General features: G+C 62.2%; 21 protein-coding genes and 2 pseudogenes. 8 read left to right on the top strand and 15 right to left on the bottom strand.

Annotated features, from left to right (window positions below; all coding sequences use genetic code 11):
• Window positions 1–165 precede the first annotated feature (165 nt).
• Entirely contained in the window at window positions 166–1,167 is a 1,002-nt protein-coding gene (locus BLV18_RS09795) for a LacI family DNA-binding transcriptional regulator (RefSeq protein ID WP_090358112.1), read from the top strand.
• Between the two features lie 9 nt (window positions 1,168–1,176).
• On the opposite strand, the gene BLV18_RS09790 is transcribed toward BLV18_RS09795, so the two are convergent.
• Window positions 1,177–1,329, bottom strand: coding sequence for a DUF2256 domain-containing protein (locus tag BLV18_RS09790; protein ID WP_082484398.1), 153 nt, complete (start codon window positions 1,327–1,329; stop codon window positions 1,177–1,179).
• A gap of 115 nt (window positions 1,330–1,444) precedes the next feature.
• Here BLV18_RS09790 and BLV18_RS09785 point away from each other — a divergent pair, with 115 nt between their 5' ends.
• A complete protein-coding gene (locus tag BLV18_RS09785) occupies window positions 1,445–2,404 on the top strand; it encodes a DNA replication terminus site-binding protein (protein WP_090358110.1) in 960 nt (319 codons plus the stop codon).
• 285 nt (window positions 2,405–2,689) lie between these two features.
• Here the strand turns inward: BLV18_RS09785 and BLV18_RS09780 are convergent, their stop codons facing one another.
• Window positions 2,690–3,448 carry a YoaK family protein gene (locus BLV18_RS09780; RefSeq protein ID WP_090358108.1) on the bottom strand — a complete coding sequence of 253 codons (759 nt, stop codon included), beginning with the start codon at window positions 3,446–3,448 and terminating at the stop codon, window positions 2,690–2,692.
• 82 nt (window positions 3,449–3,530) lie between these two features.
• On the opposite strand from BLV18_RS09780, the gene BLV18_RS09775 reads away from it, so the two are divergent.
• Window positions 3,531–3,845 (top strand): DUF7693 family protein, encoded by a 315-nt coding sequence (locus BLV18_RS09775; RefSeq protein ID WP_090358106.1) that lies wholly within the window; start codon window positions 3,531–3,533, stop codon window positions 3,843–3,845.
• Window positions 3,846–3,935: 90 nt separating this feature from the next.
• Window positions 3,936–4,871: a sensor domain-containing diguanylate cyclase gene (locus BLV18_RS09770; RefSeq protein WP_090358104.1), complete on the top strand. Its 936-nt coding sequence runs from the start codon at window positions 3,936–3,938 to the stop codon at window positions 4,869–4,871.
• A gap of 113 nt (window positions 4,872–4,984) precedes the next feature.
• Here BLV18_RS09770 and BLV18_RS22780 read toward each other — a convergent pair.
• Window positions 4,985–5,209, bottom strand: a pseudogene (locus BLV18_RS22780) (methyl-accepting chemotaxis protein); the annotation flags it as partial.
• A 63-nt stretch (window positions 5,210–5,272) separates the two neighbouring features.
• Window positions 5,273–5,992 (bottom strand): annotated as a pseudogene (locus BLV18_RS22775) (PAS domain-containing protein); the annotation flags it as partial.
• A 610-nt stretch (window positions 5,993–6,602) separates the two neighbouring features.
• Here BLV18_RS22775 and BLV18_RS09760 point away from each other — a divergent pair.
• Complete coding sequence (locus BLV18_RS09760; RefSeq protein WP_090358099.1) at window positions 6,603–7,505, top strand: carbohydrate kinase family protein; 903 nt, start codon at window positions 6,603–6,605, stop codon at window positions 7,503–7,505.
• A gap of 65 nt (window positions 7,506–7,570) precedes the next feature.
• On the opposite strand, the gene BLV18_RS09755 is transcribed toward BLV18_RS09760, so the two are convergent.
• The 5 genes from BLV18_RS09755 to BLV18_RS09735 all read right to left on the bottom strand — a co-directional run bounded on the left by BLV18_RS09755 (window position 7,571) and on the right by BLV18_RS09735 (window position 11,875).
• Window positions 7,571–7,954, bottom strand: coding sequence for a VOC family protein (locus tag BLV18_RS09755; protein ID WP_090358097.1), 384 nt, complete (start codon window positions 7,952–7,954; stop codon window positions 7,571–7,573).
• Between the two features lie 30 nt (window positions 7,955–7,984).
• The gene (locus tag BLV18_RS09750) at window positions 7,985–8,710 is read right to left on the bottom strand and encodes a haloacid dehalogenase type II (protein ID WP_090358094.1); all 726 of its coding nucleotides are present in this window, start codon (window positions 8,708–8,710) and stop codon (window positions 7,985–7,987) included.
• Between the two features lie 122 nt (window positions 8,711–8,832).
• Window positions 8,833–10,194 (bottom strand): CitMHS family transporter, encoded by a 1,362-nt coding sequence (locus tag BLV18_RS09745; protein ID WP_090358092.1) that lies wholly within the window; start codon window positions 10,192–10,194, stop codon window positions 8,833–8,835.
• 84 nt (window positions 10,195–10,278) lie between these two features.
• Window positions 10,279–10,983, bottom strand: a complete 705-nt coding sequence (locus tag BLV18_RS09740; protein ID WP_090358090.1) for an RraA family protein — start codon at window positions 10,981–10,983, stop codon at window positions 10,279–10,281.
• Between the two features lie 10 nt (window positions 10,984–10,993).
• Complete coding sequence (locus tag BLV18_RS09735; RefSeq protein WP_090358088.1) at window positions 10,994–11,875, bottom strand: DUF1932 domain-containing protein; 882 nt, start codon at window positions 11,873–11,875, stop codon at window positions 10,994–10,996.
• A 233-nt stretch (window positions 11,876–12,108) separates the two neighbouring features.
• Between BLV18_RS09735 and BLV18_RS09730 the strand changes: the two genes are divergently transcribed.
• The gene (locus tag BLV18_RS09730; protein ID WP_090358086.1) at window positions 12,109–14,046 is read left to right on the top strand and encodes a sigma 54-interacting transcriptional regulator; all 1,938 of its coding nucleotides are present in this window, start codon (window positions 12,109–12,111) and stop codon (window positions 14,044–14,046) included.
• A gap of 9 nt (window positions 14,047–14,055) precedes the next feature.
• Here the strand turns inward: BLV18_RS09730 and BLV18_RS09725 are convergent, their stop codons facing one another.
• The 6 genes from BLV18_RS09725 to pstS form a co-directional block, all read right to left on the bottom strand.
• Window positions 14,056–14,613, bottom strand: coding sequence for an HAD family hydrolase (locus tag BLV18_RS09725; protein ID WP_244156834.1), 558 nt, complete (start codon window positions 14,611–14,613; stop codon window positions 14,056–14,058).
• 61 nt (window positions 14,614–14,674) lie between these two features.
• Entirely contained in the window at window positions 14,675–15,376 is a 702-nt protein-coding gene (locus BLV18_RS09720) for a hypothetical protein (RefSeq protein ID WP_049859737.1), read from the bottom strand.
• Window positions 15,377–15,430: 54 nt separating this feature from the next.
• Complete coding sequence (gene pstB / locus BLV18_RS09715; RefSeq protein ID WP_010210300.1) at window positions 15,431–16,192, bottom strand: phosphate ABC transporter ATP-binding protein PstB; 762 nt, start codon at window positions 16,190–16,192, stop codon at window positions 15,431–15,433.
• Between the two features lie 76 nt (window positions 16,193–16,268).
• Window positions 16,269–17,162, bottom strand: a complete 894-nt coding sequence (gene pstA / locus BLV18_RS09710; protein WP_049859738.1) for a phosphate ABC transporter permease PstA — start codon at window positions 17,160–17,162, stop codon at window positions 16,269–16,271.
• On the bottom strand, window positions 17,162–18,127 hold the full coding sequence (gene pstC, locus BLV18_RS09705) for a phosphate ABC transporter permease subunit PstC (protein WP_090358082.1): 966 nt from the start codon (window positions 18,125–18,127) through the stop codon (window positions 17,162–17,164). The genes pstA and pstC overlap by 1 nt, the downstream gene beginning before the upstream one ends.
• A gap of 76 nt (window positions 18,128–18,203) precedes the next feature.
• The gene (pstS, locus tag BLV18_RS09700; RefSeq protein WP_056842600.1) at window positions 18,204–19,235 is read right to left on the bottom strand and encodes a phosphate ABC transporter substrate-binding protein PstS; all 1,032 of its coding nucleotides are present in this window, start codon (window positions 19,233–19,235) and stop codon (window positions 18,204–18,206) included.
• A 237-nt stretch (window positions 19,236–19,472) separates the two neighbouring features.
• On the opposite strand from pstS, the gene BLV18_RS09695 reads away from it, so the two are divergent.
• Together BLV18_RS09695 and BLV18_RS09690 are read left to right on the top strand one after the other, a co-directional pair.
• Entirely contained in the window at window positions 19,473–21,881 is a 2,409-nt protein-coding gene (locus BLV18_RS09695; protein ID WP_090358080.1) for a DUF3772 domain-containing protein, read from the top strand.
• Between the two features lie 126 nt (window positions 21,882–22,007).
• Window positions 22,008–23,330, top strand: coding sequence for a Gfo/Idh/MocA family protein (locus BLV18_RS09690; RefSeq protein ID WP_208598851.1), 1,323 nt, complete (start codon window positions 22,008–22,010; stop codon window positions 23,328–23,330).
• Window positions 23,331–23,381: the final 51 nt, after the last annotated feature.

Here is a 23,381-nt window from a genome sequence, read left to right as displayed (position 1 = left end):
CTGACGTACGATACGCAACCAGTTGATGTAACCGGTTACATCCATCCCACGAATCTAGGCGCCAAACCGGGCTCTGTCAAACGGACAGCCACTGAAAATCGGTCCCGGACCCTGCCGCGAACTGCGGTAAGCTTCGCTTTGGTATTCCCGAGAAACGAGGTGGACTTGTCGAACATTCGTGAAGTGGCGCGCCTGGCCGGGGTTTCGGTAGCGACGGTATCGCGCACCTTGAAGTCCCCGGAGCGAGTGCTGCCCGAGACCCGTGACCGGGTCAACGTCGCTGTGGAACAGGCCGGCTACCGACCCAACCTGATGGCCGTGCAGTTTCGCTCGCGGCGCACGTTCAACCTGGTCGTTCTGGTGCCGAACATTGCCAACGGCTTTTTTGCCCGCGTCATCAGCGGCGCCCAGAAAGCCGCCCAGGCCGCCGGCTATCGCGTGTTGCTGTGCGACACCCTGGGTTGCGAAGCCACCGAGCGCGAATTTGCCGAGCTGGTACACGCCCATCAGGCCGACGGGGTTCTGCAGTTGCGCGCCTACGATCCGTTCGCCTCAACCAGCGACCTCTCGGACGTGCCGCCCATCGTCAACGCCTGCGAAGTGCTGCAGAGCGGTCGTCATCCAACCGTCAGCCTGGATAACCGAGCGGCTGCCAAAGCCGTCACCCAGCACCTGCTCGACCTGGGCCACCGACGCATCGGCTTGATCAACGGACCGGCCGACAGCCCGCTGACTCACGACCGCCGCGCGGGCTACGAAGCGGCGCTGCGCGAAGCCGACATCGCACCCGACCCGGCAATGATCTGCCCAGGGGATTTCAGTCTAAAAGCCGGCTATGACGGTGTGCTGCAGTTGCTGGCTGGGCCCGAGCGCCCCACCGCACTGTTCTGTGAAAGCGATGAAATGGCCATCGGCGCCTTGAAGCGGATCAGGGAAATGGGCTTGCGCGTACCTCAAGACGTTTCACTGGCCGGCTTCGACGACATCGAACTGGCCGCCTACTGCGATCCGCCGCTGACGACCATCGCCCAGCCGGCCGAACAGTTCGGCCAGCAGGCGATAGAAATGTTGATCAGCCTGATCGAGAAACGCCCGCTGGCGGCACGGCATGTGACATTGCCCTATCAGCTGACGATCCGGCAGAGCACCGCTCGGGTAGCAGGCTGATGATGCCCGTTATTGATTCGATGCAGGCGCGGATTTTTTCTGCCGTCGACACCGCTCCGAGCAATAACGAACTTCATCCCAGCATCTTTCCCATTTCTTCCGCCAGGTGAAGGGCAGACCGCATGTGGCGCAGTGCTTTACCGGTAGTTCACTCTTCTTCAAACACTGTCTCCATCGACCAGCACCTAAATCATTCCGATACGAAAATCATCAGAGGCTGTATAAAACCACAGTACCTCGCTAGAATGCGCCATCCGCCCATCACCTGGACAAACGTATGGACCTGCATCTTAGCCAAACGAGCGCGGCCATCGCCATGGTCAACCGGCTCCAGTCCGAGTTGATGGAGTTGGGCGAAGTGCTGCGGGCCGTCAGGGATCGAGCCCATGTCGATGCCATGTTCGGCCTGGATTTCCGGCCTGAGGATGCGGTGCGCAACGAACCGATAGAAGTTCGCACGCTCTACGGCGATGAGGCCGTACAAGCGGCGTTCGAAGCACTCACCAGTATCTGGGTCAAAGTTGGCCAGCACCCACGGGAAACGCTGCGTGTACCCGGTGTGATCGCCCTGCCCCGCGCGGCCATCGACAAGATCCTGCAGACGAACGTCACCCGTAGCGAGCTGGGCAAGTTGATCGGGGCCATCGAAAAGACCAACGATCGCCGCAATGTCTGGGGCCGCTTCAAGGGCAGCGGAAACGGTATCGTTCCCAAGCAGGCTTTGCGCTTGACCCATGTGCTTACCGATCCCCAGGTCATCAACTTCTACTGGGATGACACCGGCTCTTCCGGCGCACGCAAGATGGCCGGCGACTTGATTGAAGAATGGAAAGAGTTGCTCGATCAATACCGCGACAAACAAGCGGCCGTGCACCACTCCTCGGAAGCTGCGGCGGAGAACGCCCTACTCTACGGCATTGACATGCTGGCCAAGCTCGACCCGAGCGAACAGGTCGCGATTCGTCGATTGGTGCAGCCACATATTCGCGCGCGAGTTCGCAATGCAGACGCGAAAGTGAAGCCGATCATTGCCCCGGTCCCCTTCGTCTACGAACTAGGCCAGCCAGCGCCGAAGGTCAAACCGCTTCAAAGTTACGAGCCGAAGATCCTGGTGAAGAAAAATACCCGCTTGGCATTGCTGGAGGATGATCCATATGTGGAAGCGATGAACCTGTTCCGCTACAAGGAAGAGCATCGTGTGTATGGACCGATGCCCAAGAAGTCGGAAGAGAATTGAAAAAGGTTTGGACTGGGAACAGAACTTGAGCGCGCTTTTTGTTGTTAACTGGGTTGTGAACGCGGTGCGTGGGTCATCCAAAACGGTTGCAATGTCATGATGTTACTGTTATTGGACTAAGGTAATCATTGCAGCGCGGGATCTTCAGTCAAGCGCGATGACGGCCCCTTCTACGTTCACGACACGCGGAGAGTAGATTGAAGTCGCTGGGGCCGCCTGCCATGATGTTATTACTGCTAACCGATTGACGTGTCATGTGCCGCGCTCATCCCTTAATGGCGTGCTTTATTTGTGTCGGTTTCTCGCAAACCGATTCAGGTCGTCGGCAACAGGCACCAGAACCAGCAACATCAGCGTCAACGCCAGCGGAACCGTTGCAACATAGCCAATAGTCTTGAACCCCAGCGCCCCGATCAGCCCCCCCAGAAAGAAAAAACCCAGGAGCGAAGTCAAGGTCATCAGGCGCGGCAGGTTTGCCGACACCTTCAACGGATTGATTGGACTGGGGCCGTTCCAATACAGCAACTTCCCTATCTCGATACCGATATCGGTCACGATGCCAGTGATATGAGTCGTGCGTATCTCCGCTCCAGAGAGTTTGGTGATGAGCGCGTTTTGCAGCCCCATGATGAAACACAGCAGCATCACCGTCAGGGAAACGAACAGGCCGTCGACCCCCGCGAGCCGAGCACCCAGCAGGCCAAAGCACAGCAGCAATACGGCTTCTACCAGAAGCGGCAACGCATATTCGCTGTGCAGGTCATGGCGACGAGCGAAGTTCACCATGATGGCTGAGCATGCCGCCCCAACGAGAAACGAAAACAATGCTCCGATGCCTGCCAGGGCCACCTCGTAAGCACCCAGAGCGAGATGATCGGCCATCGCCGACACGATACCGGTCATATGCGACGTGTATTGCTGCACGGCCAGAAAGCCACCTGCGTTGATGGCTCCGGCAACGAACGCGAGGATACATCCCAATTGCGTGTTGCCAGCCTTGCTGCGGTCTCTGCCGGTCAGCTTTCTTGAATAGTGAATCGGCATGCTGTCTTTCTCGATGTGATGAGCCGTTCAATACGCCAAAGTCCTGTAATATGCCCTTCTTTTTTCCAGTGGCAGCCTTCTGGTGTCCGTAACTCCTCTCACCGCCCGCGAAACCTGCCAGTTGCTTCGAGACATCGCCTTGGGGAATCGCACGTTATACCGTCTGGGCGAAGCGTGCTGGGCCAATACCCACGACCCAACGCTGACGGTCGGCGCCGATGGGTGGCTCATTACCTTCCATCAGCATGACGATGCTCGCTTCCACTGCGAGCGTTGCCAGAGTCCTGAAGGCCGACTGTACGCTTTCGACTCGGCCCAGCGTTACGGCACCGATCCTATCGAACTGTTGAGCACCTGGGAGCATGCTCGACTGGCGCAATTGCTGGCCGAAGTCTGAGGCTATCCCTCGACAACCGGTCTTCAGACCCCATAGCCGCAGCCGATACCCTTTCATCAAGCTACCCTGCCCCGCTGGTAACACCCCACCATGCCTCCGAATGCCGATCACGTAGATTTTCTGTCCCTCCTCAATGCCATTCAGGAGTTCATCGTCGTCAAGGACGGCGCCGGACGATGGCTGTTCTGCAACAAGACGGCCCTGGCCGCCTACGAAATGAGCAGCTTCGACTACGTCGGTATCACCGATGCCGAACTGCTCACCTTGCAGCCGAAGTTTGCCGAGGGTTTCGCGCGCAACGTCGAGACGGACGAGTTGGCTTGGCGCAACCGCCGCGCAACGATCGTCGAAAAATCCTTCATGGGTCAGGATAACCGCATCAATACCTGGGAGGTCATCAAGACGCCCTCCTTCAATGCCGACGGCACGCGCTATCGGCTGCTGATCGTCAGCCGCAACATCACCGAACGCAAGCTTGCCGAGAAGGCCCTGCAAGCCAGCGAGGAACGCTTCAAGAACCTCGCCCACCTGGATGCCTTGACCGGTATATCCAACCGCAGGGGGATTCTCGACCTGATCGCCCATGCATTGGCTCAACCCACGACGCCTGCCAGCGCCCCACTGCCTTCGGCACTCATCTACATGGACCTGGATCGCTTCAAGCTGATCAACGACCAGCGGGGTCACGAACTCGGCGACGAGTTACTGATCGCTTTCGCCCGACGCACTCGCCTCTGCCTGCGCGGAGGCGATCTGTTCGGGCGCATTGGTGGCGACGAGTTCGTTGCGTTTCTACCGCACACCGATCAGGAACAGGCGCTTCAGGTTGCCAGCCGCCTGTGCGAATCCCTGAGCCATCGGTGGAACGTGAAGGGCCAGGAAATCCACACCACCTCATCGATAGGCATCGCGTTCTTCCCCGAAGCGGGCGAGGACGTGCACACGCTGCTGCGCCATGCGGATGAGGCGCTGTACCAGGCCAAGCGCGCGGGTAGATCGCAGATCAAGGTGTATTCGGCGCAGTGATCACTAAGAAAATCAGGAAGGTCAGACAGCCAAACCGCCCACCTGTCATGATGTTATCAATCTGAATTCGTCTCGGGCGCCTTGCATAGGCGCCCGGCCACGAGGTTTTACCGCGAAATCATCCCGGCCGCCTGCTCGGTCGCCTCGGTCGTCCGCGTCGCCAGCTTGCGCACCTCGTCCGCGACCACGGCGAACCCGCGCCCGGCTTCGCCCGCGCGCGCTGCTTCGATGGCCGCGTTCAGCGCCAGCAGGTTGGTCTGGTTGGCGATGCTCTGGATGGTGGACACGATCTGCGACAGCTGCGCGATGTTATCTTCCAGGGTGCGCTGGTGCTCCACCTCCGCTTCGCGCAACGCCTGCTGCTCGTGCAGCAAATTGACGTCCACCAGCGCGCCGACCACGCGCAGGGGTGCGCCCTGCGCGTCTCGACGGGTCTGGCCGCGAGCGCGGAACCAGCGATACTCGCCAGTTTTCATTTTCAGTCGGTACTCGATGTCGAACGGCGTCTTGCCCGAGCGATCGTTCAGGTGGCTGCCGAAAGCGGCCAGGCTGCGTTCCTTGTCCTCCGGGTGCAGTCTGGAGGCCCAGCTATCGAGTACATCGGGGAACTCTTCGACGGTTTCGAAGCCCAGCAGCCTGCGAAATTGCGTCGACCACCAGAAGGGATTCTTCGGGTTGACCGGATCCCCAGCGATCACTTCCATGTCCCAGAGGCCATCGGACAGCATCTCGCGAGCCAGTTCGAACCGCGTGATGATGACTTCGTGCTCGTGGTCCCGTTGCAGCTCATCGTGAATGTCGCGCAACGAGCCGGCGACCCGCACAGGTTGGCCCTGGACATCGCGCAGGGTCTCGCCCTGAGCGTAGAACCAGCGGTAGCTGCCGTCTTTCATCGCCAGGCGATTCTTGACCTTGTATGGCGTGTGGCCTGATTTGTCGTTGAGGTGACGTGCGAAGGCATCCAGCGTCGCTTGCTTGTCCTGCGGATGCAGGCGATCTGCCCAACTGGCCAGCACGTTCGGGAAATCACGCTCGTCGTTGAAACCCAGCAGGTTGCGCAACTGCTGCGACCACCAGAAGCGATTGTTGGGATTGACCGGGTCGCCGGCCACGACCTCCATGTCCCACAAGCCTTCGCTGGAGGCGCAGTTGACCAGGTCGAATCTGACCTCGTGGGCACGGGCCGCCTGTTCGGTTTCGCGCAACAGTTCGCGGGCGGTTTCGAGTTCCGCTTCGAGGGCGGCAATCCGTGTTTCGGCGTGGCTGCGGGATTGATTGACAGCGTCCAGGGCGCGATTGACTGCCGGGGCGGCGGCACACCCTTGCAGCTGAGGTTCGGTACCCTGAGTGAGGGCGGACAGCAATTGTTGCAAGGCGCGCCGATCGCGGCGCAAAGGAAACAGGACAGGCATGAATAGAGCTCTATACAGGTGGCGGGCCTGATCCATGGCATCTCGCCATCTGTATCGTCACAGAACTGGAAAACTGTATAGGTTTTTGTAGATTCTTTGCCGTGGGTGCAGAAAGCGGTAAACGCAGTCGCCCTTTGGCATGAGCATGCAGGCAATGCGGTGATTGGCAAAAAAGTATCAGCACGGTGCAAGAACCAGGCTACCAGCGCCCCGGCCTTTCAGAGTATGTTGCCGAAACTTTGCGGATGCCTGCGGCGGTGTTGCCCGGCTCCACGTTCGATCCATTCGAGCGGTGCCCCACATAACAAGAGGAAGCTGGATGAACAGGCAACTGCCCGCAGTCGTGGTGTTTGGTGAAGCACTCACCGACCTGGTCCAACATGCACCCGGGCGCTGGCAGGGCTATCCGGGTGGCGCGCCGTGGAACGTGGCGCGGGCCATGAGTCGCCTTGGGGTCTCGACGGCGTTCGCCGGTTCGATCAGTACCGATTCGCTGGGGGATGAGCTGTTCAGGCAGTCCGAAGCCGCAGGCCTGGACATGCGTTTCCTGCAGCGTATCGACGCCGATCCGTTGGTGGCGATCGTGCCCTCCAGCCACCCTCCCCGTTATTTTTTCGCCGGCGAGGCCGATCTGCATTTTGACGTTCAGCTTTTGCCAGCGGGCTGGCTGGAAGCTGCGCAACTCTGCCATTTCAGCTGCATCAGCCTGGCGCGCCAGCCACTGGGTGACAGGCTGGTGGAAGTGGCTCGGCAGGTGAAGCGACACGGCAAGCTGATCAGCTACGACCCCAACTGGCGCAACCTGATGGACAGCCGTTACCGCGAGGTAACCTTTCCGGCCATGGTGGAACTGGCGGACATCATCAAGCTGTCGGATGAAGACTTGCGTCAGATCTATCCCGGTTTGAGCGAAGAACAGGCCCTGCAGCAGCTGCGCGAGATGAACGCGAACGCTCAGGTACTGTTCACCCGTGGCGCCGATGGCATGGTGTTATTCACCCTGGGCAGCAAGGTCGAGCAGGCCGCCATCGCCGTCGAGGTGGCCGACACCGTGGGTGCCGGCGACGCGAGCATGGCAGGCTGGCTGGCTTCGGGCCTGTTGGGCATCGAAGCGGCGCAGGCGCGCCTGGCCTTCTCTGCGGCATGTGCTTCGGTGTCCTGCGCCAATGCCGGCGCTTATGCACCCAATCGTGAAGAAGTCGAACAGCTCTTGGCGCGTTGACGTTGATCGCGCCAAACCCTACACGGCCGATGACTACTACGGTCGGTATTTGAAACTATCGAATCTCAGTCCGCTACATATTCGGATAGTTCGATGAGGTTCAGATCAGGGTCGCGCACGTACACCGAACGGATAGGGCCCGTGGCCCCGGTACGGTTGATTGGGCCTTCGAGGATGGGCCACGCATGCGCTCCCAGACGATCCATCACCTGCTCCAGGGTGCAACTGACAATGAAACACAGGTCCAGTGCACCCGGAACCGGCAGATGTGCCTTGGGTTCGAATTCATGGCCGCGCACGTGCACGTTGATCTTCTGATGGCCGAACCGAAACGCTTGGCGACTTTCGCCGAAGGTTTCCAGTTGCATGCCCAGCACTTCGACATAGAAGTGCTGGCAGGCGGGCAGATCGGTGGTGGTAAGTACGATGTGGTCCAGATGATCGATCATCGACAAGTCCTCGCTTGGTAATCCATGAATTCAGCACCCCAGCGCGTCGGCCGCTTCAGTCAATGAGCTGACGACGATGTCCCACGCCTGGGTCGGAGCCAGATCCTTGGTCTGCTGGGCTCCGTACTCGGTGGGCCGGCAGACGAATACCGTGCGCATGCCGTTTTCCCGGGCCGCGACCAGATCGTCGTTGTGCGCGGCGACCATCGCGGTTTCCTCAGGCAAACGCCCCACGGCGGCGATGGTCCGTTGATAGGTCACCGCCTGCGGCTTGTAGGAGCGGCTCAGTTCTGCACCGCCAATCACGTCCCAAGGCAGACCGGCATATCGGGCCAGGTTGAGCATCCCGGCAATGTGCCCGTTGGACAGCGCGCCGATGGCGAACCTGCGCTTGAGTCGGGTGAGCCCGGCCACGGAGTCGGGCCACGGGTCGAGGCGTTCCCATGCCCTGGTCAGCTCGTCGCGCTGCTGGCCCGGGATAGCGGCCAGGTCCACGCCATGTCGCGTTAGCACCGTGTCCAGGTTCTCGCGGTTGAGCACATCCAATGTCACGTATTGCCGCCGCCCCGACCTCACCTCCTCCATCGAGGGCTGATACAGCCCGCGCCAATCGCTGGCGAACTGCAACGGATCGACTGAAATGGCATGACGCGCCAGAAAGGGTTCCACCTCCCGTGCCACGCTGGTACGCCAGTCGACGACGGTACCGAATACGTCGAAACCCAGGAAAGCGACCTGATCGAACACAGGGTTCATGTGTTGCCCTCGACGATGGCGCAGGGGGTATCCCCGCACTCGCTGTACAGGGATAGACCGGCGTGCCCCTCGGCCGTTTGATCGGAATTCACCGCAGGCACGATGAGCGCCAAGCACCGCCCTCAACCGATCGGCAGTTCGCCGGTCACGATTGCCGTGACCAGAAAGATCCCGAACATCGGCAGCGACCACTTGAAGAACTCCTTCTGGTATTCACCGAAGGTCATCTCGGTGCGGTTCATCAGCAGGAACAGCCAGGCCACGGTGGGGCTGGCGTAGCGCAGCGCCTGGCCCATGAACGAAGCAACGCCGATTTCGGTGGGGGTGATGCCAAAGCTGTACGCGATCGGCGCGACCACTGGCAGGATGCCGAAATAGTACGCATCCACCGGCAATGCGTAGCAGGCCAGCGCGCCGAGGAAGGCGAAGATCAGCGCCGTGTGGCTGCCCATCGATTCGGGAATCAGGCTGGCCATGTGCTCGGCCACCGCGCCGGCCATGCCGCTGCCGTTGAAGATGCCGAGGAAGCAGCCCGCCGCCAGAATGATCGATGCCACCGCCACTGCATCGCCGCCGTTGGCGGTGATGCGCTCGCGCTGCTCCACTGCGGTGTAGTTGACGGTCAGTGCCAGTGCCGTGCCCAGCATGAACACCACCGCGCCACTGGCCCAGCCGGCGATGAGGATCACCAGCATGACCACCGTCAGTGCCAGGTTGAACAGAAACAGCTTGGGCCGCTTCAGTTCCTTGTCGTGGTCTTCGATGACCGTGACCATGTCGGCGATCTGCTCGGCGGTGACAATGACCTTTTCACCGGCAACGAAGCCCAGGCGCTTGCGCTCCTTGATGCCCATCAGGTATGCCATGCCGAACACGTAGATGAACGACACCCCCAGAATCGGCAGGATCGCCACGAACAGCGTGTTGACCTCAAGGTTCAGCACCGCCGCCGCCCGTGCCAGCGGACCGCCCCAGGGCAGGCAGTTGCCCAGCCCGCACGGCAGGATGATCAGCATGGCCAGGTTGGACAGCTTCATGCCCATCTGCTTGTACAGCGGTAGGAACGCGGTGGTAATGATCAGGATGGTGGTGGTGCCGTCACCGTCCAGGGTCACCACCGAGGAGGTGAATGCCGTCACCAGGATGATCTTCAGCGGGTCGCCGTTGGCCTTGCGGATCAGGTACGTGCACAGCGGGTCGAACAGCCCCACGTTCATCATCAGGCTGAAATACAGTACGGCGAACAGAATCATCACCGTCGGGTTCACGGTGCCCAGAGAGACCTTGCCGTCTGCGCCCTGGGAATAGAACAGGCCCTCCCTGATCCACTTGATGATCATCTCCAGCGGCACACCGCTGAGCAGGCACACCAGCACCCCGACCGCCAGTGAGACGACGATCAAGCCAGTGAAGGGCGAAAGTTTCTGCCTGATCACCAGCAGCAGGAACGACGTGATCAACGTATAGCCCAGAATGGTCAGCATCCGAACGTCTCCACCTATTATTTTTATCGTGAGAAGCAGCGTCTATTACGCAGGCCCGGCCTCGGCCGCCGAGCCTGTCGGCCTTCAGCGGCCCTGCAGCAATTGGGTGACCCAGTCGGGTGCCAGCTCGGGCAGCGGCTCGCCGCCATCGCGGCAGCGCACGTAGTGGTCGATCACTTCACGGCGCTGCTCTTCGTAAGCGCTCTTCTTTTCCGATGCTTCGAGCACTTCCAGCAGGCGTGCCCGCGGCACTACGGTGACGCCGTCGTAGTCGCCGAACACCAGATCGCCCGCTGCCACCTCGACACCGGCGCAGGTCACGGTGGTGTTGATCTTGCCGGGCCCCTGCTTGCCCGGACTGCGCTGCATGAAGCCTTTGGCGTAGACGGGGATGTCCAGCTCGGCGAGCGGCACCTTGTCGCGCACGCAGCCATCGATGACCAGCCCGGTGAGCCCGACGGCCTGCGCAGCGCCGGCCATCAGGTCGCCGATGTAGGCCCGCCCCGGATAGCCCTTGCCGGCGACCACCAGCACATAGCCCGGTTGTCCCTGATACACGGCCACGTGAATCGGAAAGTTGTCGCCGTCTTCGGTGTCGACGGTGTACGCGGTGCCGAGCATGACCTTGCGCTCGTCGAGCGGCATCAGGTCGGCGTCCATGGCGCCGTTGCGGGCGATGCCCAGCTTGGCCATGCCATCGCACAACTGGGCGGGACTGAGCTTGCGAAATCGGTCGAGCAGGTCTTGGGGGATCCGTTCAGGCAGGGGCAGATAGTGTTCGGTATTCATGGGGTTGTCCTCAGCGATGGTTGACCAGGTGGCGAATGGCGGCGCGGTAGTCCAGCTCGCTGCCGTTCTCGCCCAGTTGCGTGTGCCAGTCGGTGGCGGCGAGCTTTTCCAGCTGGCGATGGCTGGCCCGGGACATGGTGGCGTCGACCCCGGCGTCTTCGAGGGTGGCGACCACGTCGTCCATTTCGGCGCTACGGCGCTTGGCGTGGATCAGGGTGCGGGCGGTAAAGGTGTTGGCCAGTTGCTCGACGGTCTTGCCATCGAGGGATTCGCCCAGCGACTCGACCAGGGTGTCGAGCACGCCGAACTTTTCCCCCGCCTGAAAGGCTTCGATCAGCAGTTGCGGCAGGCCTTTCATCACCACGCTTTTGAGCATCTTGATCGCCGACGCAGCGCCCGCCTCGGCGTCGAGCACGGTCAGGCGCATGCCGTAGGGCGTGAACGCTTCGGCAAAAACCGATGCGCCCTCACCTGCCAGCAACATGGGCACGCGGTGATTGTTGCCAGGCACCGTGCCCATGACCGCGGCGTCGCAGAACGCCACGCCTTCGGCCCTGGGCAATGCGTCGATGGCCTGCTTGACGGTGGGCGCGGCCGAGTTCATGTCGACGTAGGTTTGCCCGGCAACGAGCAGCGGCAGGATGCGCTCGGCCACTGCCAGGGCGCTGCTGGCACTGGTCAGACAGAAGATGAAGCGGGCGCCTTGACAGGCGTTTTCCAGAGAGTCGAAGAGCGTGACTCGGGTGTGCTCGGCGCGCTGGCGGATCGCCGCGCCGCGTTGGGGATCGTCTGCGTGGGCATCGTAGGCGCCGACTTGCAGATCGGCTTGGGTGTGCAGACCGGTGGCCAGGTGGTAGGCGGCCTCGCCAAACCCGATGAAGACCAGTTTCATCCGTGCATTCCTTCTTTGTATTGTTATTGAAGGAGTGGGAGCAAGGCATGTGCCAAAGTTCGCTGATTGAGTTTTTATCGAACAAAATCAGAGAGTTGAGTTCGGCAAAAATACAGGACTGCAGTCCATTCACCTGCTGAGTCATTTCAGTTGATTGCAAAAGCTTTCATCAGCCCCTAACGTGCAATGCGTGCCATCGATCCATGACAACTCCAACAAGAAGGGCGCCTCCCATGCAGGGCAAACTGGCCGTCATCTCCCCCTCCACCACCCTTACTGCCGTGATGAACCAGGTATTGGAACGACGCGGCCTGACCGTGGCCGTGGTGGAGGCCGCGCAGCACCAGGCGGTACTGATGGCGCAACAGGCGCTCGATGCGGGCGCCAGTGTGCTGATCAGCCGCGGCAAGACCGCCAGCGTGCTGCGCGAGCGCTTCCAGGTGCCGATCGTGGAGGTGCGTCATACCTTTTTCGATTGCATCAATGCCTACCACCAGGCGCTGAAGGTGTCGCAGCGGATCGCCTTCCTGGCCACCTCGGACGGTTACGCCGCCATCCTGGAAAAGGCCCGGCCCTTCATGCCGGCGGTGACCATCTGCTCGATCGACCCGTTCGGCAGCGCCCAGAGCACCGACCTGCAACTCGACCGTCTGCAGGCCGAAGGCATCGAAGTGGCCATCGGCGGTCTGTCGCTGGAGCCGGCCGTCAGGGCGCGCGGCCTGCGCTACGTGATGTCCGAGGCCGATGCCGACGCCGCCGTCGATGCCATCGACGAAGCCCTGCACCTGCTGCGCATCGAGCAGGAGCGTCTGCACAAGCGGCTGGAACTGCAGGGCCGCTACGAAATGATCCGCTCCATCCTCGATTGCGTGTCCGAAGGCATTTTCAGCATCGACAGCGATGGGGTCATTACCAACATGAACAATGTCGCCACCCAGTACCTGGGAGCCGTAGGCTGTGGCGACAAGGTGGCCGGTCTGCTGCCCCAGGATTACTTCGCCCGGGTGCTGGACAAGGGCGAGGCGGTGCGTGGCGCCCTCATCAATCTGGGGCGCCTGTCGCTGACCCTGAGCATCGCGCCGATCACTTTGGGCCAACAGGTGATCGGCGCCGTCGCAACCCTGCAGAAGCAGACTGAAATCAAAGCCATCGAGCAGAAAATGCGCCGGCAACTTGCGCGCCAGCATGTGGCCGAGAACACCTTCGCTTCGATCATCGGTAGCAGTCCGGCACTGGCCAAGGCCAAGCGGCTGGCGCAGACCTTCGCTGCGGTGGACAGCACGGTGATGATCGAAGGCGAAACCGGAACCGGCAAAGAGCTGTTCGCCCAGAGCATTCACAACGCCTCGAAACGCCGCCACGGTCCGTTCGTGGCGATCAACTGCGCAGCCTTCGCGCCTGGCGTGCTGGAGAGCGAGCTGTTCGGCTATGTAAAAGGCGCTTTCACCGGTGCCCTGGCCGAGGGCAAGGCCGGTGTGTTCGAGCTGGCTCACACCGGCACGATCTTTCTCGACGAGATCAGCGAAACATCGGCGGAAATCCAGCTCAAACTGCTGCGCACGCTGCAGGAGCGCAAGGTGGTGCGAATCGGCGACGACAAGGTCACGCCGGTGGACATTCGCATCATCACCGCCAGCAACAAACGCCTACCGCAGTTGGTCGCCCAGGGGTTGTTTCGCGAGGACTTCTTCTACCGCATCTGCGTGCTCAAACTGCAATTGCCTGCCCTGCGCGAACGCCGTCAGGACATTCCGGAACTGGTCACCCACCTGCTGGCCAGCTCAGGCATCCCCGCTGCGCCCCCTGGGCCGCAGCTGCTGGCGCGGCTGAGCGCCCACGAATGGCCGGGCAACATTCGACAGCTGGGCAATATCGTCGAACGTCTGGCGGTCATGAGCCAGGGCCGCGACATGAGCGGCGCCTGGGTGGAAGAAGCACTGGAAGACTTGCCCCCGATCGCCCCGGCCACCCCTGGAATCGCCCGCAGCGAGCAGCAGGTGCTGCTCGACACGTTGCAGAGCGTGCGAGGCAACCGCGAACAGGCGGCGCGGCTGTTGCAGATCAGCACCACGACCCTGTGGCGGCGCATGAGGAAGTATCAGGCGGCGGACCCGCAGGCCTTCGCCGCGACCCGTCTATACGGGCCGCAGGAATCATCGGTGAAGGGCTAGCCTAGGGCTTCAGGTATAGACCTGGACGCGCTGGCGGACCGGCTGGGCTTGGCGTACAGGCTGCTGCTGACGCGTCAGTTGCGCCTGCACCACAGCCACCGCATCCAGCACGCGGTGCGTCCAGCGTTCGTCATCGGGACGGACCACGACCACGCGAAAACCGTGCTCGTGGCCCTCGCTTTCCACGCCTTCGGAGTCGTCGACGTGCAGGTCGATATCGAAGGCCGGTGGAAACTTCGAGGGCGACAGGCTCATGCCATGGCTGGCCAGGGCCCGGCTGTGGACCTCGCTGTTGACCACGCCATCCACCCGAATGCCGTGCAGCAGCAGCCAGCGCTTGATGTAGGCCGGCGTGCGGCCCGACGAGGTGTACACCCAGATGCTGCAGCCCTGACGGCGCAGTTCACGGGTCAACGAGCGGGTGCCGATGCGCAGTGGCTCACCCAGCCAGCGGTGAACGAAGCCCGGCAGCCAGCTGCGCTCGGCTTCACTGTGATGGGGCAGGCATGCCAGGGTGTCGTCGATGTCGAATGAAATACGCACGCGCGGACGGTTGAACGGATTCATCGGAATAAGACCTGTGATCGCTTGCCACATCGGTTTGAGCCACGTTTGTCGAGTGTCGGATTCATCGTCCCCTGCCCTCATGCAGCGCCAGCTGCTTGTGAGTGAGGAAGAACTTTTTCGGGTCCGGCGCCTGCTCTTCGAGAAAGGCGGCGTACTTCTTCTTGATCTTGGGCAATTCGTAAAGCGCCTTGACGCCATGCTTGGCGGAATTGCGGATCACCGACGAGGGGTTGAAATAGCCCGGCGCATTATCCACCGAGAGCACGAAAGGTGGTAGCCCTGCGCGGATCAGCAGGTAGCTGACGATCAGCGAGCCGGTACGGTTGTTGCCTTCGATGAACAGCTGCGGCTTGCTCAGAATGCGCACGTACACGCCTGCCGCACGTTTCCAGACCGACTCGCTGCGGTAGGTGCAGTACCAGTTGTAGAGGTCCTTGATGCCGCCTTCGGTGTTGTTGAAGAAATGCTCTTCCGTGGCGGCCAGGTGCTGGGCGAACTCGACGCGGCGTGCCGGATCACGCCCGCAGAGCACGGTGGCGTTGATCTCCAGCATGAGGTTGACCTGTTGCAGATCGAACAGGTCCACCCCCTGCGCCACGTAGTCGTCGACCAGGGCGTAGCCGGCCAGGACGTTCTCCACCACCTCGTCGGTCAACGGATCACGCTGCTCGGTGAAGTGCTTGCTGAGCTCGGCGAAGCGGCCCTGCACTTCACGCAGGGCTCGTTCGATCGCGGCCAAATCAAGACGACGGGTTACCGACATGAATGATCCTGAATCCTTGAGGAGTGAGGCAAAACGAGGGCTTCCTGCCATCGGTCAGCTGAACTTGCCGCTGATGTAATCACCGGTCATCTGTTCGCGCGGGTTCTCGAATATCTGCGCGGTCGGGCCCATTTCAACCAGGTATCCGGTGCGCGTGCCCTGGGAGATGTCCACCGAGAAAAACGCGGTCGTGTCGGCGACGCGGATAGCCTGCTGCATGTTGTGGGTGACCAGGGCGATGGTGTAATCCTTCTTGAGCTCCACCATCAGTTCCTCGACCCGGCGCGTGGCGATCGGATCGAGCGCCGAACACGGCTCGTCGAGCAGCAGCACTTCGGGCTCGGTGGCAATGGCGCGGGCGATGCACAAACGCTGTTGCTGGCCACCGGACAGCGACAGGCCGCTGACCTTGAGCTTGTCCTTGACCTCGTCCCACAGCGCGGCACCCTGCAGCGCGTGCTTGACCCGATCGCCCAGGTCGCCCTTGTAGCGGTTCAGCCGCAGGCCGAAGGCGACGTTGTCGAAGATGCTCATGGAAAACGGGTTGGGCTGCTGGAACACCATGCCGATGTAACGGCGCACCACCACCGGGTCCACGCCCTTGCCGTACACGTCCTGACCCAGGAAGTGCACGTGGCCTTCGAAGCGAAAGCCTTTCACCAGGTCGTTCATGCGGTTCAAACTGCGCAGCACGGTGCTCTTGCCACAGCCCGAGGGGCCGATGAAGCCGGTGATCTTGTTCTTCTCGATGGGCACGTGGCTGTCACGCACGGCCATGAAGTTGCCGTAGAAAATCTTGTCGAGCTTGCAGTCCATGACCACAGGTGCCTGGGTCGCGAACGGGACGGCTTTTTGCACGGATAGTACACTCACAATATAGGTGCTCCCATTCTCAGAACTTGGGCTTGCCGAAAACACGACTGACAATGTTCACAAACAGCACGATCATCACCAACACGAGGGAGGCCGCCCAGGCGAGCTCCAACTGGTTGTCGAAGGGCATGCCGGAAAAGTTGTAGATCAGTACGGCCAGCGACGCGGTGGGGTTCATGACCGCCAGGCTGCCGTCGTGGTAGATCCAGTAGTTGCTGAACAGCGCGGTGAACAACAGCGGCGCGGTTTCCCCGGCGGCGCGTGCCACGGCGAGCATGACCCCGGTAAGAATCGCTGGCATGCCGGTGGGCAGAATGATCTTCCAGATCACCTGGGAGCGCGTGCAGCCCATGCCATAGGCGGCGTCTTTCATCACCTTGGGCACCATCTTCATCGACTCTTCGGCGGTCAGCACCACGATCGGCAGCATCAGCACCGCCAGGGCCACACCGCCCGCAGGGGCCGAATAGGTACCGGTGGTCATCACCACCAGCGCATAGGCGAATACCCCGGCCAGGATCGACGGCAGCCCGGTGAGCATTTTCGCCGCGAAGCGCGCGGCGTTGGCCAGCTTGCTGTCCGGACCCAGTTCGGCCAGAAACACCGCCGCCATGATGCCGACCGGCACGGCGATCGCCGCAGCGATGCCGACCATCACGAAGGTACCGGCCATGGCGTTGCCGAAGCCGCCGCCGGTCTCGAAACCGGTGGGTGGCAGTTCGGTGAACACCTCGAGGCTCAAACGCGCCCCACCGCGGGTGATCAGCATGTACAGCACCGACAGCAGCGGCACGCTGGCAATCAGCGCGCCCGCCCAGACCAGGGTCGTCAGCACCAGGCTGCGCAGGGCGCGGCCTTCGAACTTGCGTTGCAGACTGGGCAAGGCGGCGGTGGGCGTGCTCAGGCTGTTCATCATTTAGTCCCCCGTTGTGCGTAGACCATGAGCATGGAGCCGATGACGTTGACGATCAGGGTGATCAGCATCAGCACCAGGGCTGCGTACATCAGCACTTCGATCTCGCCCGGTCCGGCTTCCGGGAAGTTCAGCGCCAGCAGCGCCGCCAGCGTGTTGGCCGGAGCGAACAGCGACAGCGAGATGTTGTTGGCGTTACCCACGAGCATCGCCAAGGCCATGGTTTCACCCAGGGCCCGGCCCAGGCCCAGCACCAGCGAGCCGAAAATGCCCGTCGCGGCAGACGGCACCATGACCTTGAGGATCGCTTCCCAGTGGGTGGTGCCCATGCCATAGGCCGCTTGCTTGGTTTTCATCGGCACGGCGGTCAGGGCGTCCTGAGACACGGCAGCGATGGTCGGTAGAATCATGATGGCCAGCACCAGCGCGGCAGGCAGCAGGCCCGGTCCGCTCAGCGATGTGCCGAAAAAGGGGATCCAGCTCAGTTCGGTGTGCAGCCAGGTGGTCAGCGGACGAATGGCCGGGATCACCACATAGATGCCCCACAGGCCGTAGACCACGCTGGGAATGGCAGCGAGGAGCTCGACGATGGTACGGAACACGGAAGCCAGCTTGGTTGGAAGGAAATCCTGGGTCAGGAAGATCGCCATGCTGATGCCGAAGATACCGGCGATGACCAGTGCGATGAAGGCGCTGTAGAGCGTACCCCAGATGGCCGGCAGAATGCCGTACTTGCCCTGGTTGACGTCCCACACGCTGCCGAACAGCACGTCGAAGCCATGTTTTTCCATGCCGGGCAGTGCCTTGCGCCCTACTTCGAAAATCAGGGCAAATACCACGGCCAGAATCAGTACCACACCGACGCGCGCAAGCGCACGAAACGTGCGGTCGACCAGAAAGTCCTTCGTCGAAGGCGGCTGGCAGGCTGAGTTCGGATTATCCGGTACAACGAAAGGGCTGTTCATCGATAAGTTCCGGGGTGTGGAAGAAGACCTCGCCGGCAGGGCCGTCAAGCCGTTGCCGAGCGAGGTCCCGCGTCTGTCACTGAATGTTGGCGCTGGCTTTGCGAACCTGCTCGACAACCGACGGCGGCAGCGGGATGTAGCCCATCGAGTCGGCGATCTTCTGACCTTCGGTCAGGCTGTACTCGATCATGTCGCGCATGGCCTTGGCTTTTGCCGGGTTACCGTTGTCCTTGCGGAAGATCATCCAGGTGTAGGTGGTGATCGGGTAGGACTTCTCGCCCTCGGGGTCCGGCAGCCAGGCCACCAGGTTTTCCGGCATCTTCACCGCGGCCAAGGCCTCGGCGCCGCTCTCGGCGTTCGGTACCACGTACTTGCCGGCCTTGTTCTGCAGCACGGCGAAGTCGACCTTGGCCAGCTTGGCGAAGCCGTATTCGATGTAGCCGATCGCACCCGGAGTCTGGCGCACGGTGGCGGTCACGCCATCGTTCTTGGGCGATTTGATGAACTTGTCGCTGGCAGGCCAGTTGACAGTGTTGCCCTCGCCCAGGTCAGCCTTGAATGCCGGGTTGATGGTCGCCAGGTGCTTGGTGAACACCGCGGTGGTGCCGCTGGAGTCGGCACGCACGACCACGGTGATCGGCATGTCGGTGAGTTTCAGGTCCGGGTTGGCGGCCACGATCTGCGGATCGTTCCACTTGGTGATCTTGCCCAGGAAGATGTTGGAGTAGACGTCGCGCGGCAGTTTCAGGCCCTTGGGGCTGCCCGGCAGGTTGTAGGCCAGAACGATCTCGCCTGCAGTCATCGGCAGCAGCTGCGCGCCTTCGGCGACCTTGGCGATGTCTTCATCTTTCATGGCCGAGTCGCTGGCGGCGAAATCGACGGTCTTGTTCAAAAAGTCCTGTACGCCCGCACCGCTCCCCTTGGACTGGTAGTCGACGGTCACGCCATCGGATTTCTTGCTGAAGTCCTTGAACCAGGTGAGGTAGATCGGGGCGGGAAAGCTGGCGCCGGAGCCGGTCAGCCGGACGCTTTCAGCAGCGAAGGCCATGGAGCTGGCGCTGAGCGAAACGGCAACGGCGAGCGCGGCAGACTTCATCAAACTTTTCATCTAAGAAACTCACTGAGATAAAGGGCAACGGAACTGTGCACAGCTTTTGTGACGGTTTGATGAATCCGACGACCGGTGCAGTCGAATTCGCGCAAAACGGGGGCCTCAATCTCATTCACATGTTGTAACCTCCCCCGGCCCTTGCGTGTCCATCCTCGGTGGTCAGGCAAGGGCAATCGGTGTTTTCACGTTTCCGAGCTCCGCGCGTGCGGACCTCCGCTCAAAGAGAATCGAAAGATGCGGCAATCCATGATCAATCGTTGGTGTATGGGCTTGCTGGCCTTGTGCCTATGGGCCAGCGTGCCCGCCCTTGCCGAACCCGCGCCGGCCCCCGCGGCCAGCACCGACAGCGCGCCAGTCGAAGTCCTGGCCACGCCGGCGCAGCTCAGTGACCAGCTCGACCAGATCCGGCAGAAAGTGTCCACCGCCGCCAATGACGACCTGCTCGCCAGTCTGCGCCAGGCCGCCCTGCAGGTGCAGCGTCAGGCCGAAGCCCTGCTCGCCCGCCAGAGCGTGGACATGGGCCATCTGGACGACCAGCTCAACGTGCTCGGCGCCGCCCAGCCCGACGAGCCGCAGACCCTGACCGCGCAGCGTCGGACCCTGGTCAACCAGAAAAAAGCGCTGACCACCGACCAGACCGACACCACTGCCTTGAGCACCTCGGCCAGCGACCTGGCTGCGCAGATCCTCAACCTGCGCCGCAACCTGCTCGACACCCAGATCAGCACGCGCTCGGCCAGCCCATTGAGTTCAGCCTTCTGGTCCAGCCTGATTCGGCCCACCGAAGAGGACGTGCGGAAGCTCGGCGGCTTGTGGCAGGACGTCAGGCAAGTCTTCGACACCGCCATGGCGCCCGGCTCGCGCGGGACCTTCGTGATGATCGTGCTTTCAGCCCTGCTGGTGTGGGTGGTGGCCCGACGCCTGATCGAACGGTTGCTCGTGCGGGCCATGATCCGCTGGTTTCCCGAAGGTCGGTTGCGCCGCAGTACCCTGGCCCTGGCCACCGGATTGACCACGGTGCTGACCATCAGCGCCGCGACCTCGCTGCTGCAGTGGGGCATCGTCAGCCACTCCCAGCCCAGCGCCAATGTGCTCAACCTGATCGATCAGGTGCAGACGCTGATCCTGTTCTGCGCGTTTCTGGTGGGCATGGGCCGCGCCCTGCTGATGCTGCCCAACCCGTCGTGGCGTCTGCCCAACATTCCTGACCCGGTGGCTACCGCCATCGGTGGTCTGCCGGCCGTGCTGGCGCTGTCTTTGATGGTGACCGGCACGTTCGAGCGCATCAACAGCGTGATCGCCAGCAGCCTTGCGCTGTCGGTCGCGGTGAACGGCCTGACCGCGCTGCTGGTCGCGCTGATCTTCGTCTACGGCCTGGTGCGCGTGCGCCGGACCCGGCGCCGCCTGGCGCTGGAGCGCACCGCAGGCTTCGTCGGACTGATCCCGTTCATTCTCGCAGTCTGGGTCGGCATCATCCTGCTGGGGTTGCTCAGCGGCTATCTGACCCTGGCCTACGTGCTGACCGTGAAGCTGCTGTGGATCGGCCTGGTAACGTCCACCGCGTACCTGCTGACCGTGTTCTTCGTCGACATCTGCGAAACCCTGCTGTCGCCCAAGCAAGCGGGCGGTCAGGCCCTGGGCGCCATGCTCGGGCTGTCGCCACGCCATCAGGCCCAGGCCAGCACCCTGCTCGCCGGTATCGGCCGGACCTTGCTGCTGTGCATTGCGCTGATCCTGGCCTTCATGCCATCCGGCTCGAACCCCAGCGAACTGCTGGCCAGCTTCGCCCGCCTGGACGTGGGCAGCAAATCCCTTGGCGATCTGAATATCGTTCCCGGCGACATCCTCCTGGCCGTGGTGCTGCTGGTCGGGGGACTGCTGAGCATCCGCATCCTGAAGAACTGGCTGGGTGATCGCCTGCTGCCGGAAACCAACATGGACGCCGGCATGCGCGCCTCGCTGGTGACGCTGGTGGGCTACATCGGCTTCGTACTGCTGGGGATCGGCGTACTGTCGACGCTGCGCATCAGCCTGACCAACCTGACCTGGGTGGTCAGTGCGCTGTCGGTGGGTATCGGCTTCGGCCTGCAGGCGATCGTGCAGAACTTCATCTCCGGCCTGATCCTGCTGACCGAGCGGCCCGTCAAGGTCGGCGACTGGGTCAGCCTGGCCGGTGTGGAAGGCGACATTCGCCGCATCAATGTCCGCGCCACGGAGATCCAGATGGGCGACCGTTCCACGGTGATCGTGCCCAACTCGCAGTTCATCACCCAGAACGTGCGCAACGTGACCATGGGCAACGCCTTGGGTGTGGTGGGCATCACCCTCACCCTGCCGCTGGACACCGACGTGCTGAAGATCCGCGAACTGCTGATGACCGCCTACACCGAGCATGAAGCGGTACTCGCCGACCCGGCACCTTCGGTGACCTTCAAGGACCTGACCAGCGCTGGCTTGCTGATCAGCGTCAGCGGTTTCGTCAACAGCCCGCGTTCGGTCGGCGGCACGCGCAGCGACCTGCTGTTCACCATTCTGGATCGCCTGCGCACCATGGGCGTGGCGCTGTCGGCGCCGCAGAGCATGTTGCTGATCAACGACAAGGACGACGCTGCGCCTGTGCAGGAGCCAAAGCCCGTGGCTTGAGGCCCGGCGCCGTTGGTCTGTCCCCGCCCAAGGCGAGGAAACCGTAGCCGCGGCGCGAAGGTCGGTTCTGTAGCGGTCGTGTGCGCAAGCGACCGCTCGGTTCCGTCGCCTTCAAGGAGAAGCTGCATGACTTCCGTCCCGCCCGACCGTCCCACCGGACTCAACCCCCCCGAACTCAACCGTCGCTCACTGTGCAAGCTGCTTGCTGCAGCGGCAGGCACCGCGGCCCTCGCGCCTCAAGCCATGGCCGAGGGGTTCACGCCCCCTACGGTGGTGGACGTGGGCAAGGTCGAAAACGGCAGCGTGACCTTTCCACCTTGGCGCGGTCCCGCCGACACGCCCTCCTCGCAACCGGCTAGCCCATTGCCACCTGAGCAGCGCGTCGGCTTCGCCATCGTCGGCCTGGGTCGACTGTCCCTCGAGGAAATTCTTCCCGCCTTCGGTGAATCGCTGTACGCCAAGCCGGTGGCGCTGGTGTCCGGTACCCCGGACAAGCTCAAGGCGGTCGCGACCCAGTACGGCATCAAGCCCGAGGCCTGCTACAGCTACGAGGATTTCGAGCGGATCGCCGACAATCCGGACATCAAGGTGGTGTACATCGTCTTGCCCAATGCCATGCACCGCCAGTTCTGCGAGCGGGCAGCGGCCGCAGGCAAGCATGTGCTGACCGAAAAGCCGATGTCGGTGTCTTCCAGGGACGGTCAGGCGATGGTCGAAGCCTGCCGTCAGGCCAAGGTCAAGCTGATGGTCGCCTACCGAATTCAGTACGAACCCTACAACCTGCGCGCGCGCAAGCTGGTGCAGGACAAGCAGCACGGTCGCCTGGTCGCCTACACCGCGACCAACACGCAGACGGTGGCCGAGGACGGCGAGCGACAGTGGCGGCACAAGAAGGACATGGCCGGCGGCGGTTCGCTGCCGGACATCGGTCTGTATTGCCTGAACACCGCGCGCTTCATCACCGGCGAAGAGCCGGTCGAAGTGTTCGCCCAACTGTACTCACCGACCGGCGACCCACGTTACGCAGAGGTCGAGGAAACCGTTCAATTCACCCTGCGCTTTCCCTCGGGCACCTTCGCCAACTGCCTCACCAGCTACGGTGCGCGCGACGACAAGTATCAGCGCCTGAATCTGGAAAGCGCCAGCGTCGACATGCCCAATGCGTTTCTCTATCAAGGCCAGCAGTTGTCCATCATCGAGCGCGACGGTGACGCCACCCGCAACGGTCGCCTGACCCTGCAGCCCAAGAACCAGTTCACTCAGGAGCTGGACCACATGGCCCAATGCGTGCTGCACGACCAGCAGCCCTGGACGCCGGGGGAGGAAGGCGTGCAGGACCACAAGCTGATGGAAGCGATCTACGAAAGCGCACGCACTCGCCAGGCAGTGAAGCTGGAACCGGTGCAGGGCCTGGATCATTTCCGCGGGACGCCGCCCAAGCAGAGCTGAAGGATCGGCCAAGGGCGTGCAGGCGCACGCCCTCGCGCCAGTCCAATCGAG

Origin of the sequence: Pseudomonas coleopterorum (genome assembly GCF_900105555.1) — a bacterium.
GTDB lineage: Bacteria > Pseudomonadota > Gammaproteobacteria > Pseudomonadales > Pseudomonadaceae > Aquipseudomonas > Aquipseudomonas coleopterorum.
This window is presented reverse-complemented; position numbering and strand designations above follow the sequence as displayed.